The organism is Streptomyces coelicoflavus, from assembly GCF_045041415.1.
Lineage (GTDB): Bacteria > Actinomycetota > Actinomycetes > Streptomycetales > Streptomycetaceae > Streptomyces > Streptomyces coelicoflavus.
The window spans coordinates 6738372-6755482 of record NZ_CP108218.1; the positions used below are offsets into that span (position 1 = coordinate 6738372).

At 72.9% G+C, this 17111-nt stretch carries 18 protein-coding genes; 10 read left to right on the forward strand and 8 right to left on the reverse strand.

Annotation, left to right across the window (positions count from 1 at the left end):
- Nucleotides 1-54: 54 nt before the first annotated feature.
- Entirely contained in the window at nt 55-597 is a 543-nt protein-coding gene (locus tag OHA99_RS30235; protein ID WP_153180681.1) for an AAA family ATPase, read from the forward strand.
- Here OHA99_RS30235 and OHA99_RS30240 read toward each other — a convergent pair.
- On the reverse strand, nt 569-1027 hold the full coding sequence (locus OHA99_RS30240; protein ID WP_405698401.1) for a hypothetical protein: 459 nt from the start codon (nt 1025-1027) through the stop codon (nt 569-571). The two genes, OHA99_RS30235 and OHA99_RS30240, sit on opposite strands and share 29 nt — an antisense overlap.
- 140 nt (nt 1028-1167) lie before the next feature.
- Here OHA99_RS30240 and argC point away from each other — a divergent pair, with 140 nt between their 5' ends.
- The 5 genes from argC to OHA99_RS30265 are packed head-to-tail and all read left to right on the forward strand — an operon-like array spanning nt 1168 to nt 6052.
- Nucleotides 1168-2196 carry an N-acetyl-gamma-glutamyl-phosphate reductase gene (gene argC, locus OHA99_RS30245; RefSeq protein ID WP_153180683.1) on the forward strand — a complete coding sequence of 343 codons (1029 nt, stop codon included), beginning with the start codon at nt 1168-1170 and terminating at the stop codon, nt 2194-2196.
- Nucleotides 2193-3371: a bifunctional glutamate N-acetyltransferase/amino-acid acetyltransferase ArgJ gene (gene argJ / locus OHA99_RS30250; RefSeq protein WP_405698402.1), complete on the forward strand. Its 1179-nt coding sequence runs from the start codon at nt 2193-2195 to the stop codon at nt 3369-3371. Before argC ends, argJ begins: the two co-directional genes overlap by 4 nt.
- Nucleotides 3368-4270, forward strand: a complete 903-nt coding sequence (argB, locus tag OHA99_RS30255; RefSeq protein WP_405698403.1) for an acetylglutamate kinase — start codon at nt 3368-3370, stop codon at nt 4268-4270. The genes argJ and argB overlap by 4 nt, the downstream gene beginning before the upstream one ends.
- Nucleotides 4267-5505: an acetylornithine transaminase gene (locus OHA99_RS30260; protein WP_153180686.1), complete on the forward strand. Its 1239-nt coding sequence runs from the start codon at nt 4267-4269 to the stop codon at nt 5503-5505. The genes argB and OHA99_RS30260 overlap by 4 nt, the downstream gene beginning before the upstream one ends.
- 7 nt (nt 5506-5512) lie before the next feature.
- Nucleotides 5513-6052 carry an arginine repressor gene (locus OHA99_RS30265; protein WP_007447727.1) on the forward strand — a complete coding sequence of 180 codons (540 nt, stop codon included), beginning with the start codon at nt 5513-5515 and terminating at the stop codon, nt 6050-6052.
- A gap of 15 nt (nt 6053-6067) precedes the next feature.
- Here the strand turns inward: OHA99_RS30265 and OHA99_RS30270 are convergent, their stop codons facing one another.
- The 6 genes from OHA99_RS30270 to OHA99_RS30295 form a co-directional block, all read right to left on the reverse strand.
- Nucleotides 6068-6760, reverse strand: a complete 693-nt coding sequence (locus OHA99_RS30270; RefSeq protein WP_405698404.1) for a haloacid dehalogenase type II — start codon at nt 6758-6760, stop codon at nt 6068-6070.
- A gap of 58 nt (nt 6761-6818) precedes the next feature.
- Entirely contained in the window at nt 6819-7559 is a 741-nt protein-coding gene (locus OHA99_RS30275; RefSeq protein WP_153182055.1) for an FAD:protein FMN transferase, read from the reverse strand.
- A 55-nt stretch (nt 7560-7614) separates the two neighbouring features.
- On the reverse strand, nt 7615-8403 hold the full coding sequence (locus OHA99_RS30280) for an FMN-binding protein (protein ID WP_194280154.1): 789 nt from the start codon (nt 8401-8403) through the stop codon (nt 7615-7617).
- 26 nt (nt 8404-8429) lie between these two features.
- Nucleotides 8430-9812, reverse strand: a complete 1383-nt coding sequence (locus OHA99_RS30285; protein ID WP_164385396.1) for a ferric reductase-like transmembrane domain-containing protein — start codon at nt 9810-9812, stop codon at nt 8430-8432.
- An 88-nt stretch (nt 9813-9900) separates the two neighbouring features.
- The gene (locus OHA99_RS30290) at nt 9901-10617 is read right to left on the reverse strand and encodes a L,D-transpeptidase (RefSeq protein ID WP_153180688.1); all 717 of its coding nucleotides are present in this window, start codon (nt 10615-10617) and stop codon (nt 9901-9903) included.
- Nucleotides 10618-10620: 3 nt separating this feature from the next.
- The gene (locus tag OHA99_RS30295) at nt 10621-11208 is read right to left on the reverse strand and encodes a pyridoxamine 5'-phosphate oxidase family protein (protein WP_153180689.1); all 588 of its coding nucleotides are present in this window, start codon (nt 11206-11208) and stop codon (nt 10621-10623) included.
- A 119-nt stretch (nt 11209-11327) separates the two neighbouring features.
- On the opposite strand from OHA99_RS30295, the gene argH reads away from it, so the two are divergent.
- From argH to OHA99_RS30315, 4 genes are all read left to right on the forward strand, one after another.
- Entirely contained in the window at nt 11328-12755 is a 1428-nt protein-coding gene (gene argH, locus OHA99_RS30300) for an argininosuccinate lyase (protein ID WP_366473203.1), read from the forward strand.
- A gap of 103 nt (nt 12756-12858) precedes the next feature.
- Entirely contained in the window at nt 12859-13830 is a 972-nt protein-coding gene (locus OHA99_RS30305) for an aldo/keto reductase (RefSeq protein ID WP_153180691.1), read from the forward strand.
- 88 nt (nt 13831-13918) lie between these two features.
- Nucleotides 13919-14470, forward strand: coding sequence for a TetR/AcrR family transcriptional regulator (locus OHA99_RS30310; protein ID WP_282881129.1), 552 nt, complete (start codon nt 13919-13921; stop codon nt 14468-14470).
- Nucleotides 14467-15999, forward strand: a complete 1533-nt coding sequence (locus OHA99_RS30315) for an MFS transporter (RefSeq protein ID WP_282881130.1) — start codon at nt 14467-14469, stop codon at nt 15997-15999. Before OHA99_RS30310 ends, OHA99_RS30315 begins: the two co-directional genes overlap by 4 nt.
- 73 nt (nt 16000-16072) lie before the next feature.
- Here OHA99_RS30315 and OHA99_RS30320 read toward each other — a convergent pair whose 3' ends face one another.
- Complete coding sequence (locus OHA99_RS30320; RefSeq protein WP_161337092.1) at nt 16073-16702, reverse strand: 1-acyl-sn-glycerol-3-phosphate acyltransferase; 630 nt, start codon at nt 16700-16702, stop codon at nt 16073-16075.
- Nucleotides 16703-17111: the final 409 nt, after the last annotated feature.

Below are 17111 nucleotides of genomic sequence, written 5' to 3' on the forward strand. Positions count from 1 at the left end.
GACCGGAGACGACAGCCGTGTGCGTCGCCGGTCCGGGCGCTAGCCTCGGGACGCATGATCGTATGGCTGAACGGCACCCACGGGGCCGGCAAGACGACGACCGCCGCACTCGTGCAGCAACTGCTGCCGGACTCCCGGGTGTTCGACGCCGAGAAGGTCGGCGAGACGCTCATGGACATCACGCCGGGGCTGCCCGACACGGACAACTTCCAGCACTGGGCGCCGTGGCGGCCGCTCGTCGTCGAGACCGCCCGCCGGGTGCTCGACTACACCGGCGGCACCCTGGTGATGCCGATGACGGTGCTGGTCGAGGAGTACTGGAGGGAGATCGCGGACGGCCTCGCCGCGCACGGGGTCCCCGTACGGCACTTCGTCCTCCACGCCGACGGAGAGACCCTGCGGGGGCGCATCGCGGGGGACACCGTACTGGGGCCGAACTCGCCGTTCCGGCTCCAGTACCTCGAGCCCTACGCCGAGGCGGCACGCACCTGGCTGCACGCCGAGGCCGAGGTCGTCGACACCACGCACCTCACGCCCGCCGAGGCGGCGCTGCGGATCGCGGAGGCCGTCAAGGCGCAGGGCTGCGGTACCGCCTAATCAACTCACTCATCTCGTGGTTGTACGTCGAGCGCCGCCGGGCGATCCAGATGACGAGCGCGGCGCCGGCCGGAACCACCGTGTACTGGGCGACCGCGTGGCGGAGCAGGGTGCCGCGGTCGGCGACCGCCCAGTCGCGGCCACCGAAGAGCGGGATGTTCTTGACGAGCTCCTCCTCGGCGTAGAAGTCCAGGCCGTCGATCCTGCCCCGGCCCCGGCTTCCGTCCGCCAGCGACCACGCGCCCTCGCACGGTCCGTCCCACTCGCAGTCGACGAACCCCTCCGTCACGGCCGGCTGCCCGTGCCGGTACCGCTCCGTGTTCCCCGCGGCGAACCACAGGGGGAGCGCGAGGGCGCACAGGGACACGACGAGCGCGGCGCGCTGCCACGGCCTCAGCCCGACGACCAACTCGACGATCCACGAACGCACAGTCCACCCCCACGGCACTCGAAGCCCGGAAGCGGGCAGGGTAGCCGATGCCCGCGGCGGGCCCCCGGGCCGCACCGCGACGCGTTGCATAAACGTGCAGCGACACGTATAGTCATGCCCTCTAGGAGGAGGGTATTCCCATGGCGGTACGTGCGGCGGTGGCCGGAGCGAGCGGGTATGCGGGCGGTGAGCTGCTGCGCCTGCTCCTGGCTCACCCGGAGGTCGAGATCGGCGCCCTGACCGGCAACTCCAACGCGGGGCAGCGACTGGGGGCGCTCCAGCCGCACCTGCTGCCGCTGGCCGACCGCGTCCTGGAGCCGACCACGGCGGACGTCCTCGCGGGGCACGACGTCGTCTTCCTCGCGCTGCCGCACGGGCAGTCCGCCGCCGTCGCCGAGCAGCTCGGGCCGGACGTCCTCGTCGTCGACATGGGCGCCGACTTCCGGCTCGCGGACGCCGCCGACTGGGAGGCGTTCTACGGCTCCCCGCACGCCGGCACCTGGCCCTACGGCCTCCCCGAACTTCCGGGTGCCCGCGCCGCGCTGGAGGGGTCCAAGCGCATCGCGGTGCCCGGTTGCTACCCGACCGCGGTGTCCCTGGCCCTCTTCCCGGCGTACGCCGCGGCGCTGGCCGAGCCCGAGGCCGTGATCGTCGCCGCCTCCGGCACGTCCGGCGCCGGCAAGGCGGCCAAGCCGCACCTGCTGGGCAGCGAGGTCATGGGCTCCATGTCGCCGTACGGCGTCGGCGGCGGACACCGGCACACCCCCGAGATGATCCAGAACCTCGGCGCGGTCGCCGGGGAGCCCGTCACCGTCTCCTTCACCCCGACCCTCGCCCCGATGCCGCGCGGCATCCTCGCCACCTGCACCGCGAAGGCGAAGCCCGGCACCACCGCCGAGTCGGTGCGCGCCGCCTACGAGAAGGCCTTCGCCGACGAGCCCTTCGTGCACCTGCTGCCCGAGGGACAGTGGCCCGCGACCGCCTCCGTGTACGGCTCCAACGCCGTCCAGGTGCAGGTCGCGTACGACGCCGCCGCGGGACGGATCATCGCGATCAGCGCCATCGACAACCTGGCCAAGGGCACCGCGGGCGGTGCCGTCCAGAGCATGAACCTCGCCCTCGGTCTCGACGAGACCACCGGACTGACGACGATCGGAGTTGCGCCGTGAGTGTGACGGCAGCGAAGGGATTCACGGCGGCGGGCATCACCGCCGGGATCAAGGAAAGCGGCAACCCCGACCTGGCCCTCGTGGTCAACACCGGCCCCCGCCGCTCCGCCGCGGGCGTCTTCACCTCCAACCGCGTCAAGGCCGCGCCGGTCCTGTGGTCGGAGCAGGTGCTGAAGAGCGGCGAGGTGACCGCCGTCGTCCTCAACTCCGGCGGCGCCAACGCCTGCACCGGACCCAAGGGCTTCCAGGACACGCATGCCACGGCCGAGAAGGTTGCCACCTCCCTCAACACGGCCGGCCACGACGAGACCGGCGGGCACGCCCCCGGCCAGGTCGCCGTCTGCTCCACCGGCCTGATCGGCGTACTGCTGCCCATGGACAAGCTGCTCCCCGGCGTGGACAAGGCGGTCGCCCAGCTCAGCCCGCACGGCGGCGAGAAGGCCGCCATCGCCATCAAGACCACCGACACCGTCCACAAGACGTCCGTCGTCGGCGGGGACGGCTGGACCGTCGGCGGCATGGCCAAGGGCGCAGGCATGCTCGCCCCCGGCCTCGCCACCATGCTCGTCGTGATCACCACCGACGCCGACCTGGAGACCGAGGTCCTCGACCGCGCCCTGCGCGCCGCCACCCGGGTCACCTTCGACCGGGTCGACTCCGACGGCTGCATGTCCACCAACGACACCGTGCTGCTGCTCGCCTCCGGCGCCTCGGGCGTCGCTCCGGAGTACGAGGCGTTCGCCGAGGCCGTCCGCACCGTCTGCGACGACCTCGGGCAGCAGCTCATCCGGGACGCCGAGGGCGCCAGCAAGGACATCAGGGTCGAGGTCGTCAACGCCGCGACCGAGGACGAGGCCGTCCAGGTGGGCCGCACCATCGCCCGCAACAACCTGCTCAAGTGCGCCATCCACGGCGAGGACCCCAACTGGGGCCGCGTGCTCTCCGCCATCGGCACCACCGACGCGGCCTTCGAGCCCGACCGGCTGAACGTCGCCATCAACGGCGTCTGGGTCTGCAAGAACGGCGGCGTCGGCGAGGACCGCGAGCTGGTCGACATGCGCTACCGCGAGGTGCACATCGTCGCTGACCTCGCCGCGGGCGACGCCACGGCGACCATCTGGACCAACGACCTCACCGCCGACTACGTCCACGAGAACAGCGCGTACAGCTCATGAGTACGACGAGGAAGCACACCGCGCTCCCCAAGGCCCAGATCCTCATCGAGGCGCTGCCCTGGCTGACCCGGCACCACGGCAAGACCGTCGTCATCAAGTTCGGCGGCAACGCCATGATCGACGAGGACCTCAAGGCCGCCTTCGCCCAGGACGTCGTCTTCCTCCGCCACGCCGGTCTCAAGCCCGTCGTCGTGCACGGCGGCGGCCCGCAGATCAGCGCCGCCCTCGACAAGCACGGCATCGTCAGCGAGTTCAGGGCCGGCCTGCGCGTCACCACCGAGGACGCCATGGACGTCGTACGGATGGTGCTAGCCGGGCAGGTGCAGCGCGAGCTGGTCGGGCTGCTCAACCAGCACGGACCGCTCGCCGTCGGCCTCACCGGCGAGGACGCGCACACCCTCACCGCCACCAAGCACCAGCCCGAGATCGACGGCGAACGCGTCGACATCGGCCGGGTCGGCGAGATCACCGAGATCGACACCGGCGCGATCGAGGCCCTGCTCGCCGACGGCCGCATCCCGGTCGTCTCGTCGATCGCCCGTTCCCAGGACGATCACCATGTCTACAACGTCAATGCTGATACGGCGGCTGCGGCACTCGCTGCGGCGCTCGGCGCCGAGACTCTCATGGTCCTCACCGACGTCGAGGGCCTCTACGAGGACTGGCCGCACTCCGACGAGGTGATCAGCCGTCTCACCGCGTCCGAGCTGGAGAAACTGCTGCCCGACCTCTCCAGCGGCATGGTGCCGAAGATGGAGGGCTGCCTGCACGCCGTACGCGGCGGCGTCACCACCGCCCGCGTCATCGACGGCCGGGTCCAGCACTCGATCCTGCTGGAGATCTTCACCGACGAGGGGATCGGCACGATGGTCGTGCCGGACGAACAGGGGGAGTCGTGAGCAACACCGGGGCCGCCGCGGGAGCGACGGGCAACGCCGAGCTGACCGAGCGGTGGCAGGGCACCCTCATGAACAACTACGGCACGCCGCGCCTGCCCCTGGTGCGCGGCGAGGGCGCCCGGCTCTGGGACGCCGACGGCACGGAGTACCTGGACTTCGTCGGCGGCATCGCGGTCAACGCGCTCGGCCACGCCCACCCGGCGGTGGTGGACGCGGTGAGCCGGCAGATCGCCTCCCTCGGCCACGTCTCCAACCTCTTCATCGCCGAACCGCCCGTCGCCCTCGCCGAACGGCTGCTCCAGCACTTCGGCCGCGACGGCAAGGTCTACTTCTGCAACTCCGGCGCCGAGGCCAACGAGGGCGCCTTCAAGATCGGCCGGCTGACCGGGCGGCCGCACATGGTCGCCACCGAGGGTGGTTTCCACGGCCGCACCATGGGCGCCCTGGCGCTGACCGGCCAGCCCGGCAAGCAGGAACCGTTCCTGCCGCTGCCCGGCGACGTCACGCACGTGCCGTACGGCGACCCGCAGGCGCTGGCCGCCGCGGTCACCGAGGAGACGGCGCTGGTGATCATCGAGCCGATCCAGGGCGAGAACGGCGTCGTCGTGCCGCCCCCCGGCTATCTGAAGGCGGCCCGCGCCATCACCGCCGCCACCGGTGCGCTGCTCGTCCTGGACGAGGTGCAGACCGGCGTCGGCCGGACCGGGCACTGGTTCGAGTACCAGGCCCACGAGGGCGTCCTGCCGGACGTCGTCACCCTGGCCAAGGGCCTCGGCGGCGGACTGCCGCTGGGCGCGACGGTCGCCTTCGGCCGCGCCGCCGACCTCCTCCGGCCCGGCCACCACGGCACCACCTTCGGCGGCAACCCGGTCGCCTGCGCCGCCGGACTCGCCGTCCTGGACACCATCGCCGACGAGGGACTGCTGGACAACGTCAAGCGGCAGAGCGAGACGCTGCGCGGCGGGGTCGAGGCGCTCGGCCACCCGCTGGTCGCCCACGTCCGGGGCGCCGGACTGCTCCTGGGTATCGTGCTCACCGAGCCGCTCGCCGCCCAGGTGCAGCAGGCGGCTCAGGACGCCGGAATCCTGGTGAACGCGCCCGCGCCCGATGTCGTACGGCTGATGCCCGCGCTGAACCTCGGCGACGACGTGGTGGAGGCGTTCCTCGGGGCGCTGCCCGGCATCCTTGACCAGGCCGCCGAGACGGCCCACGGGGACGGACGATCCGGAGAATGAGACGACGATGAGCCACGCGCAGGAGCACGAGCAGACGGCAGGGCCCGCCCTGCCGCAGACCCGCACCGCACGCCACCGCCGGATCGTGGACATCCTCAACCGGCAGGCGGTCCGCTCGCAGAGCCAGCTGGCGAAGCTGCTCGCCGACGACGGGCTCACCGTCACCCAGGCGACGCTCTCCCGGGACCTGGACGAGCTGAACGCGGTCAAGATCCGCAACACCGACGGCGACCTCATCTACGCGGTGCCCAGCGAGGGCGGTTTCCGCACCCCGCGGGCGCCGCTCGGGGAGTCGGCCAAGGAGGAGCGGATGCGGCGGCTCTCCGCGGAGCTGCTGATCTCCGCGGAGGCGTCGGCGAACCTCGTGGTCCTGCGGACTCCCCCGGGGGCGGCGCAGTTCCTCGCCTCGGCTATCGACCAGGCGGAACTGCACGACATCCTGGGGACGATCGCGGGTGACGACACGCTGATGCTGATCAGCCGGGAGCCCGCGGGCGGGCAGGCCCTGGCGGATCATCTGCTGCGCTTGGCCCAGAACGGGGGCTGAGCGGGGGCTGCGGCGCTACCCCTCCGTGAGCGCCGCGGCCAGCTCGTCCAGACCGTCCACGGCCCAGTCGAAGGCGTCCGTGGGCCTCGGCGGGTCGCCGACCGGGCGTGCGACGTAGGTGGTGCGCATCCCCACGGCCCGGGCACCGCGGAGGTCCCAGGCGTGGGCGGCGACCATCAGCACCCGCTCGGGCGGGCAGCCGGCCGCGGTGAGGGCGAGCCGGTAGACCTCCGGCGCGGGCTTGTAGGCGCCGGCGTCCTCGGCCGACAGGGCCTGGTGCCAGCGCAGCCCGGCGTGTTCGTTGAGGCGGAGGAGAGTCGCGCGGGAGGCGTTGGACAGGCCCACGACCGGGAAAAGTCCGGCCAGCCGCGCGAGTCCGGAGACGGAGTCGTCCCACGGCTCCAGGCGCCGCCCCGCGGTGGCCAGCCGCGCGACGGCGTCCGCGTCGGTGAGTCCCGCGTGCTCGGCGACCCGCTCCGCCGCCTCGCGGTCCAGGACCCCGGAGTCGGCGTACGGCCGCTCCCCGGCGTTGACGCGCCGTGTCTCCTGCTCGACGTGCTCCTGCCACACCGTGAGCCACCGGTCGACGGACGCCTCGGCGGCGCCGGGCACCGCCTCGCGCAACGCGGCCCGCAGTCCCCCCGGTTCGTCGACCATGGTGCCGAGCACGTCGCACACGACGACCTCGACTGCGTGCACTTCCGCCACTTCGAACCTCCCGCGTACGGACGCCTGTCCGGCGGCGCCGGTCACCCGTCGGCCGGGTTCAGCCCAGCCACGCCGCCAAGCCTCCAGTACACCGCACCTCGTCCCCGGCCGTGATCAGCAGCCCCTCGACGCCGGGCAGCGACTCCAGCCACCGCAGCCCCTCCCGCGACCCCATCGCGAACGCCGCCGTCGCCCAGCAGTCCGCCCACGTGAGTCCGGGCGCCACCACCGTCACGGACAACAGGTCGGTCACCGCCGAGAGCCCGGTGCGCGGGTCGACGACATGCGCGCCCCGTTCCGCGGAGCCGGACGTCGCCACGGCCAGCTCCGCCGCCCCCGCCGCCGAGACGACCGCCGCGAGTCCGCCCGGCCGCAGGGGGTCGGACACGCCGACCCGCCAGGGCCGCTCCGCTCCCGGCGTCCCCAGCACCTGCACGTCCCCGCCCCCGTTGACGCTGACCCCGCCGGCACCGGCCGCCGCCGCGATCCGCCGCGCGGCGCGCTCGACGGCCCAGCCCTTGACGATCCCCGTCGGGTCGAGCCGGCCCCGGTAGCGCGTGCTGAACCAGCCCTCGCTCACCCGCTCCGCCTCGGCCGCCAGCTCCAGCACCTCGGCGACCTCAGGAGCGCACGCGTCGACGGTCAGCTCCCCGCGCGCCAGGCGGGAGATCTCGCTGCCGTCCCGGTAGGTGCTGAACACCTCGTCGGCCCGGTGCAGTTCCGCGACGGCCGCGTCCAGCGCGGTCCGTACGGCCGCGGGTTCCCCGCCGCGGACGTCGAAGGAGAAGACGGTCCCCATCGCCTCCTCCACGTGACGCACCGCGGCGGGAGCCTCGGCGGACCCGGCCCCGGTGTCAGCCACCGGCCCGGTCCAGCGCCGACTGGAGGGACTGCGTGTACCCGGCGCTGGTGTAGGTCGCGCCGGAGACGGCGTCGATGTCGGCGGTGCCCGCGGCGACGGCGGCCCGGTTGAGCTTGGGCACGGCGTCCGCGGTAACCTGGTCGCTGCGGCCGCCCTTGGGTGCCTGGAGAGCCTCGGCGTCGGTGATTCTCCCGTCGCTCACGGTGACCCTGACCTGCACGGTTCCGTACTGGGTCTGCGCGGCGTCACCGGTGAGCACCTGCGTGCCCTGCCCGGCGCCGCCCCCGCCCGCGCCGTCCCCGGAACCACTCGATTCCCGCCCGGCGGATCCGGCCGCGGCGGCCGCCTTGTCGAGCGCCGACTGGAGGGACTTCGCGTACCCGGCGCTGGTGTAGGTCGCGCCTGAGACCGCGTCGATGTCGGCGTTCCCGGCCGCGACGGCCGCCTGGTTGAGCTTGGGCACCGCGTCCGCGGTGACCCGGTCGCTCTGCCCGCCCTTGGGCGCCTGCACGGCCTCGGCCCTGGTGATCCTCCCGCCGCTGACGGTGACCCGGACCTGCACGGGACCGTACTGCGTACGTGCCGCGTCACCCGTGACCGTGCCGGCCCCGGCTCCCCGGCCGCCCTGCGGCGACTGTGCCGCCACGGGCGGTGCCGCGCCGCCCGCCGCCGAGGCGGAGCCCGGGTCGGACGCCGGTTTCAGCGACAGCAGCAGCACGATCCCGGACACGGTGGCGGCCCCGGCGAGCACGGCACGCCGAACGGGGTGGCTCTTCCTCATCTGCCTGGACTCCCGATGTCCGTCGCTCACATCGCGAACGACTCGTGGTGGATACGGCGAGCGGGGACCCCCGCGCCGCGCAGTGCCTCGTACACCGACTGGGCGAAGCCGGGCGGCCCGCACAGGAAGACGTCGTGGCGCTCGACGTCCGGGATCTTCCGGGCCAGGGTCTCGGCCGAGATGTCCGGGCGTTCCCCGTCCGGGCTGTTGACCGCGTACATCAGCCGGGCCCCGCGCTCGTCGGCGATGCCGGCCAGCTCGTCCCAGAGCGCCAGGTCCTGGGTGCTGTTGGCCCGGTAGAGCAGCGTGATGTCGCCGGACGCGCCGGGCAGCGTCTCGAACAGCGCCCGCATCGGCGTGATCCCCACCCCGCCCGCCACCAGCAGCACCTTGCCGCGGCTGCGGCGCTGCGCGGTCAGGGCGCCGTACGGGCCCTCCGCCCACACCCGGGTGCCCGGGGTCAGCTCGCGGAGCCGGGCGCTGTGGTCGCCGATCGCCTTCACGGTGATCCGCAGCAGGTCCGGGCGCGGTGCCGCCGACAGCGAGTACGGGTGCGAGCTGAACCGCATGCCGGGCGCCAGGAACCGCCAGCGGAAGAACTGGCCCGCCTCCGCGCCCATCCGGTGCAGCCGGCGCCCGCCGATCAGCACCGACACGATGCCGGGCGTCTCCTCGATCACCGCCTCCACCCGCATCCGGTGCCGCAGGTTGAGCCGGAGGGGGGTCAGCACGCGGTACCAGAGCACCAGAGCGGTCACCGAGCCGTACAGGGCGTACCAGACGGTCCTGGCGAGCGGCTCGACGGCGAACTCGTTGCCGGTGGTCAGCTGGTGCCAGAAGGTCAGGAACACCGCCGCGTAGGTGAGCAGGTGCACGTGGTACCAGGCGTCGTACGGGATGCGGCGGCGGACGGGGCCGACGGACAGGAGCCCGATGACGACCAGAAGTCCGGTGCCGACGGCGGCCTTGCCCATGTCGGGCAGCTGGTTCACGGAGTCGACCGTCTGCGCGACGACGTCACCGAGGCCCTTGCCGGCCTGCGCCGCGTAGCCCCACATGATCAGGAAGACGTGGGCCAGGACCAGGCAGAGGGTGTAGCGGCCGGTCATGGCGTGCCAGCGGGCGACCCGGTCGGAGCCGACGCGCCGCTCCAGCGCCGGGACCCGGGCCATCTGGAGCACCACCAGCGCCATCAGGTACCCGGCCAGCAGGCCGGTGATCCGGCCCGCGCCGAGGATCCTGCCGGTGTCGTCGGAGATGGCGGGCGTGTTGCGCCACCACAGCCACAACACGCCCGCCGCGCCCGCCCACACGGCGAGCAGCAGGGGGACGGCGGGGGAGCGGCGCGGACGGATGCGCCGCATGGTCTGACGGCGGGCGGCACGGCCGCCGGCGAGCGTGGTGGTCACGGTTCCTCCGTGGGGACTTGACCCTTGGCCCACAGATACGCGCCGTGCCGGGCGAGCGTTCAGCCCGCGCCGGCGAAGCCGTCCGCGTTCAGTACCGGGTGACCGCCGTCGCCCCGCCCGCCGTGCCGATCGCGATGTGCGGCCGTTCGCCCGGATCGGCCCAGCGCAGGATCCGCCGCATCGCCTCCTTCGGCACCGACACGCACCCGGCCGTCGCCCCGCGCCCGTCGACGTGCAGGAAGATGCCCGCGCCGCGGTCGCGCACCGGGCGGTCGTAGTTGAAGCCCACGACCAGGGCGTGCGCGTACTGCGTCGCATAGGTGATCAGGTGCTCGGCCTCGGCGGCCCGGCAGTCGGCGGGGCGCGGCTCGGTCCAGCGGTTGTAGGAGCGGGAGGCGTTGTCCTGGCACCACCAGGAGTCCGGGTGGACCGGTCGGTAGCGGTACGCCGTCCCGCGCGGCGCCGCCTCGATGCCGAAGGCGTACGGGAGGTCGTACAGGCCGGTCGGTGTGGTGCTGGTGCCCTGGACGCGGGTCGTGCCCTCGGTGAGCCCGCCGGAGCCGAAGCGGGCGGGTGCGGAACCGGCCGCCACCCAGCGACCGTGGTTCCCGCCCTCGCGGTCCCACCAGGTGACGGTGCCCGTGGTGGAGCCGGTGTCCGGTGCGACCGCGGTGATCAGCTGGGTGCCGCCGCCGGTGTCCGCCATCCGGTCCGGCAGCGGCCGGGAAGGCGACCCGTCGGCGGGGGCGGCGCCGAGCAGGAGGAGGGAGGCGGACACGAGGACGGCGACGACACCGGGGCGCATGGCTCAGACGGTAGAGGGGGGCAGCGGCAACGGCAGCCCGGGGAGGCCGTCGATGCTGGAGGCGATGTACTCCTTCTTGGTGAAGTACGCGTCGAGCGAGGCGTCGTCCTCCCGCGCGAACCGCTTGCCGTGCAGGTCCCGGTCGCTCTCGTACGCCATGAAGGGGACGGCGTAGCCGCAGGTGTCGCGGATGAGCTCGGCGCTCACGACGATGACCGCGCGCAGTCCGTGCACGGTGGGGTCGATGTCCGGGAAGTGGGTGAGCAGTTCCGGGAAGCGGGGGTCGTCGCGGAAGACCGGCTCGCCCCGGCCGTGCACCCGCACGATGTTCGGCGGGCCCTGGAAGGCGCACCACATCAGGGTGATCCGCCCGTTCTCCCGCAGGTGGGCGATGGTCTCCGCGTTGGAGCCCGCGAAGTCTAGGTAGGCCACGGTAAGTTCGTCGAGCACCGCGAAGCAGCCCGTGAGGCCCTTGGGGGACAGGTTGACCGTGCCGTCGCCGGCCAGGGGAGCGGTGGCGGTGAAGAAGAGGGGCTGCGCCTCGATGAAGGTGCGGAGTCTGCCGTCTATGCGCTCATAAGTCTTTCCCATGTCTAACGATTATGCGGGTGCGGGACGCCGGTGGCGGCGTCAACCTGCGAGATTGACGAAACATGCAGTGTTCTGCATACTCATGCATGACAGTGATCGTACGGTGAGGAGCGACCCAAGTGAGCAGCAACAGCGGTGACGTCCGGCTCTGGGGCGGCCGTTTCGCCGACGGTCCCGCCGAGGCCCTGGCGAAGCTGTCCGCGTCCGTCCACTTCGACTGGCGGCTCGCGCCCTACGACATCGCCGGTTCGCGCGCCCACGCGCGTGTGCTGCACAAGGCGGGTCTGCTCACCGAGGACGAGCTGACCCGGATGATCGCCGGACTGGACCGGCTGGAGGCGGACGTCGCCGACGGCTCCTTCACCGGCACCATCGCCGACGAGGACGTCCACACGGCCCTGGAGCGCGGGCTGCTGGAGCGCCTCGGCCCCGACCTCGGCGGCAAGCTGCGCGCCGGGCGCTCCCGCAACGACCAGGTGGCGACCCTCTTCCGGATGTACCTGCGCGACCACGCCCGGACCGTCGGCGCGCTGATCGCCGACCTCCAGGACGCGCTGATCGGCCTCGCCGAGGCCCACCCGGACGTGGCCATGCCCGGCCGCACCCACCTCCAGCACGCCCAGCCGGTGCTCTTCGCCCACCATGTGCTCGCCCACGCCCAGGCGCTCGGCCGGGACGCGGAGCGGCTGCGCCAGTGGGACGAGCGCACGGCCGTCTCGCCGTACGGCTCGGGCGCGCTCGCGGGCAGCAGCCTCGGTCTCGACCCGGAGGCGGTCGCCCGCGACCTGGGCTTCGAGCACGGCAGCGCCGGCAACTCCATCGACGGGACGGCCTCGCGCGACTTCGTCGCCGAGTTCGCCTTCATCACCGCGATGATCGGCGTCAACGTCTCCCGGATCGCCGAGGAGATCATCATCTGGAACACGAAGGAGTTCTCCTTCGTCACCCTCCACGACGCCTTCTCCACCGGCTCCTCGATCATGCCGCAGAAGAAGAACCCCGACATCGCCGAGCTGGCCCGCGGCAAGTCGGGGCGGCTGATCGGCAACCTGACCGGCCTGATGGCGACCCTCAAGGCGCTCCCGCTCGCGTACAACCGCGACCTCCAGGAGGACAAGGAGCCGGTCTTCGACTCCATCGACCAGCTGGAGGTCCTGCTCCCCGCGTTCACCGGCATGATGGCCACGCTCACCGTGCACCGCGAGCGGATGGAGGAGCTGGCCCCGGCCGGGTTCTCGCTCGCCACCGACATCGCCGAGTGGCTGGTCAGGCAGGGCGTGCCGTTCCGTGTCGCGCACGAGGTGGCCGGCGAGTGCGTGAAGGTGGCCGAGGCCGACGGCAAGGAGCTGGACGAGCTGACCGACGAGCAGTTCGCCAAGATCTCCGACCACCTCACCCCCGAGGTGCGCACCGTCCTCAACGTCCCCGGCGCCCTCGCCTCCCGCGACGGCCGTGGCGGCACGGCGCCCGGCGCGGTCGCCGTCCAGCTCGCCGAGGTGAAGGCCGACGTGGCGGCCCAGCACACCTGGGCGGACGCCAAGAAGTAGCGGCGGGCAGCGGCAGCCGGTGTGCCCGAGGGGTATCGCGGTTACGTTGGTCAACAGCTTCAGGAGCCCCAGAGCTTCAGCAGTCGACCGAACGGAGCCCGCGATGCCCTTCGCCCGCCTGGCCACAGCAACGACCCCGACCTGCCATCTCGGCCTCGGTCTCGCCGCCGTCGGGCGCCCCGGCTACATCAACCTCGACCGCGACCGCGACCTCGGAGCGGCCCGCACCGTCGAGGCGCTGCGCGAACGCACCCACGACCTCCTCGACGCCGCCTACGCCCAAGGCGTGCGCTACTTCGACGCGGCCCGTTCCTACGGGCGCTCCGAGGAGTTCCTCGCCGACTGGCTCCGGGACCGCCCTGACGCCGACGACGTGGTCGTCGGCAGCAAGTGGGGCTACACCTACACCGCCGACTGGTCGACGGAGGCCGAGAAGCACGAGGTCAAGGACCACGGCGTCGCCACCTACGACCGCCAGCGCGCCGAGACCGACGCCCTGCTCGGCGACCGGCTCGACCTGTACCAGATCCACTCGCTCACCCCGGACAGCCCGGCCCTCACCGACAAGGACCTGCACGCCAGGCTGGCCGAGGCCGCCGCGCAGGGCAGCACCATCGGCTTCTCCACCAGCGGTCCCGCCCAGGCCGACGCCATTCGCGCCGCGCTCGCCGTGACCGTCGACGGCGAGCCCCTCTTCCGTACCGTCCAGTCGACGTACAACGCGCTGGAGACCTCCGCCGGGCCCGCGCTCACCGAGGCGCACGAGGCCGGGCTCACCGTGATCGTCAAGGAGGGCATGGCCAACGGCCGCCTCGCGGACCGTCACGCGCCCGACGTCCTCAAGGCCGTCGCGGAGGAGACGGCGCTGGGCTGCGACGCGGTCGCCCTCGCCCTGGTCCTGCGCCAGCCCTGGGCCGGAGTCGTGCTGTCCGGCGCCGCGACCGTGAACCAGCTCGGCTCCAACCTGCACGCCGCCGCCGTCGACCTCGACGGCGACCAGGTGGCGCGCCTCGGCACCCTCGTCGAAACCCCGGACGCCTACTGGGAGCGGCGCGGGCAACTGCCCTGGCACTGAGCCCCCGGACCCCGTGACCGACCGCGAGCGGTGAGTCACGCATGCCCAGGGTGAGACAAAAGTGTCTCACATGGGTTATCGTTGTCTCATGGCCGTCGATCCTGAACAGGTACTGCGCAGCGCTGCGGCCCTGCTGACCCGCAAATCCACCGCGACCATGGACGAGGTCGCCAAGGCCGCCGGGATCAGCCGGGCCACCCTGCACCGGCACTTCGCCGGGCGCGACGCCCTCGTGCGGGCGCTGGAGTCGCTGGGCATCGCCGAGTGCGAGGCCGCCCTCGACGCGGCCCGCACCGAGGAGGGCCCGGCGGGCGACGCGGTGCGCCGGCTGGTCCGCGCGGTGGAGCCCTCCGCCGCCCTCCTCGCCTTCCTCTACAGCGAGAACCAGCTCTTCGAGGGCGAGGAGCAGAACGAGGGCTGGACCCGCATCGACGCCGGGCTCACCGAGCTGTTCCGCAGGGGCCAGGAGAGCGGCGAGTTCCGCATCGACCTCACGCCCGCTTGGCTCACCGAGGCGCTGTACGGCCTGCTGGCCTCCGGCGCCTGGGCGGTGGCCGAGGGCCGCGTGGCCCGCAACGACTTCACCCACATGATCGCCGAGCTGCTGCTCGGCGGCGCACTCCGGAGAGAGGAACCATGAACCGCACCCTGCAGCCGGCCCGCCCGGCCGAGGCGGTGAAGCGCCCCGGCCGCTGGCTGGCGCTGTCCGTCCTGGTGCTGGCCGTGCTGCTGGTGGCCGTCGACGCGACCGTACTCGGTCTCGCGACCCCCTACATCAGCGAGGACCTCGCCCCCTCCGGTACCCAGCTTCTCTGGATCGGCGACGTCTACTCCTTCGTCATCGCCGGTCTGCTCGTCTCCATGGGCAGCCTGGGCGACCGCATCGGCCGCAAGCGGATCCTGCTCGTCGGCGCCACGGCGTTCGGCGCGATCTCCGTGCTCAACGCCTACGCGCACACGCCCGAGGTGCTGATCCTCGCCCGGGCGCTGCTCGGCGTCGCGGGCGCCACCCTGATGCCCGCCACCCTGGCCCTCATCCGCAACCTCTTCCACGACCCGCGCGAACGCAGCCTCGCCGTCGGCATCTGGGGCGCCGCAGCCTCCGCCGGCGCGGCGGTCGGACCGGTCGTCGGCGGGTTCCTGCTGGAGCACTTCTGGTGGGGCTCCGTCTTCCTGATCAACCTGCCCGTGATGGCCGTCCTGGTCGTCGTCGGCGTGAAACTGCTGCCCGAGTCCCGCAATCCGAACCCCGGTCCCTGGGACCTGCTCAGCGTCGCCCTCTCCCTGGTCGGCATGGTCGGCGTCGTGTACGCGATCAAGGAGGCCGCCGCCCACGGGTTCGCGTGGGCCACGCTCGGCGCGGGTCTGCTGGGCGCCGCCGCGCTGTACGGATTCGTCCGCCGCCAGCTGACCATGCCGGTGCCGCTGCTCGACATGCGGCTGTTCCGCAACCGGGGCTTCAGCGGCGCGGTCCTGGCCGACCTGCTGACCATCCTGGGCCTGTCCGGCCTGGTGTTCTTCCTCTCCCAGTACCTGCAACTCGTCCAGGGCAGGCGGCCCTTCGAGGCGGGCCTGGCCGAACTGCCCGCCGCCGTCGGCGCGGTGGTCGCCGGCCTGATCGCCGGACGCGCGGCCCGGCGCTTCTCGGTCCGCGCCGTGGTCTCCGGCGGACTCGCCGCCGTCGGTCTCGCGCTCGCCGCGCTGACCGTCATCGGCCAGCACACCGGCTACCCGCTGCTCGGCACGGCCCTGCTGGTCGTCGGCCTCGGCGCGGGCTTCGCGTTCACCGTCACCGCCGACGTGATCCTCTCCAGCGTGCCCGGAGAACAGGCGGGCGCCGCCTCCGCGGTCTCCGAGACGGCGTACGAACTCGGCGCCGCCCTCGGCATCGCGGTGCTCGGCTCCATCGTGACCGGCGTCTACCGGGACTTCACCGGGCCGGCGGGCACCCCGGAGGCGGCCCACGAGTCACTGGGCGGCGCGGTGGAGGCCGCCGCCGGGCTCCCCGCCCCCACCGCGGCGACCCTGCTGGACTCCGCCCGCCAGGCCTTCGTCGACGGCCTGACCCTCGCGGCGGGCGTGGGTGCGGTCGTGCTCCTGGCCGCCGCGGCGGCAGCCTGGTTCCTGCTGCGGGGCCAGCGCCTGGAGGACGGAGTGGAACACCCGTAACGGCAGGGCGAGGGGAACACGAAACGGCGGGCCGCTCACCGAGCGGCCCGCCGTCCCCGTACCGTGTGCGGACCTACGCCGCCTTGGCCTTGCTCGCGTACATGTCGACGTACTCCTGGCCCGACAGCCGCATGACCTCGGTCATCACGGAGTCGGTCACCGCCCGCAGGACGTAGCGGTCGCGGTCCATGCCCTCGTAGCGGGAGAACTCCATCGCCTCGCCGAAGCGGACCGTGACCCTGCCCGGACGCGGCAGGCCCGCGCCGCCCGGCTGGAGCTTGTCGGTGCCGATGACGGCGAACGGGACGACCGGGGCGCCCGTCATCAGGGTGAGCCGGGCGATGCCGGTGCGGCCGCGGTACAGGCGGCCGTCGGGGGAGCGGGTGCCCTCCGGGTAGATGCCGAAGACGTGACCCTCCTCCAGGATGCGGCGGCCGGTCATCAGCGCCGCCACCCCGCCCCGGCCGCCGTCCCGGTCGACCGGGACCATGCCGACCCCGGTGAAGAACCAGGCCATCAGCCGGCCCTTGAGGCCCTTGCCCGTGACGTACTCGTCCTTGCCGATGAAGAAGACCTGCCGGTCGCAGGTCAGCGGCATGATCACCGAGTCGATGAAGGTGAGGTGGTTGCCGGCCAGGATCACCGGACCGTCGCCCGGGATGTTCTCCACACCCTCCACTCGTGTGCGGAACATCAGGCGCATGATCGGACCGAGCACTGCCTTGATGAACACGAAGCGGGACAACGGGTCCTCCGGTGTCGGGGTGCGGTATGAGTCTGTGCAGGTGAGGACATTACTCGCGGTCCGGGGGGTCCCGCACCTCGGGTCGCCCGGGTCCTCCGCGGCGTTGACGCGCGTTCACCTGCGGTGCCGGGGTGCCGTACGGCGGCCGCGCCCTCCCTGGATGTGAGGCAGGTCGCGCCCGGCAGGAACACGGCGACGGTTCCACGTGCGCGGTTCCGTGTGCGTGGTTCCCCGTGCGGACACGGCCCGGATCGAAGCACATGCGCCACGCCGGCCGCGGGAGGCGCGCCGTCCGGGCGGCACCACCGGACCCGTACCTCGCGCCTACCCCGCCGGGCCGCCGCCAAGCCCGCCGTCCCGCCCGTAC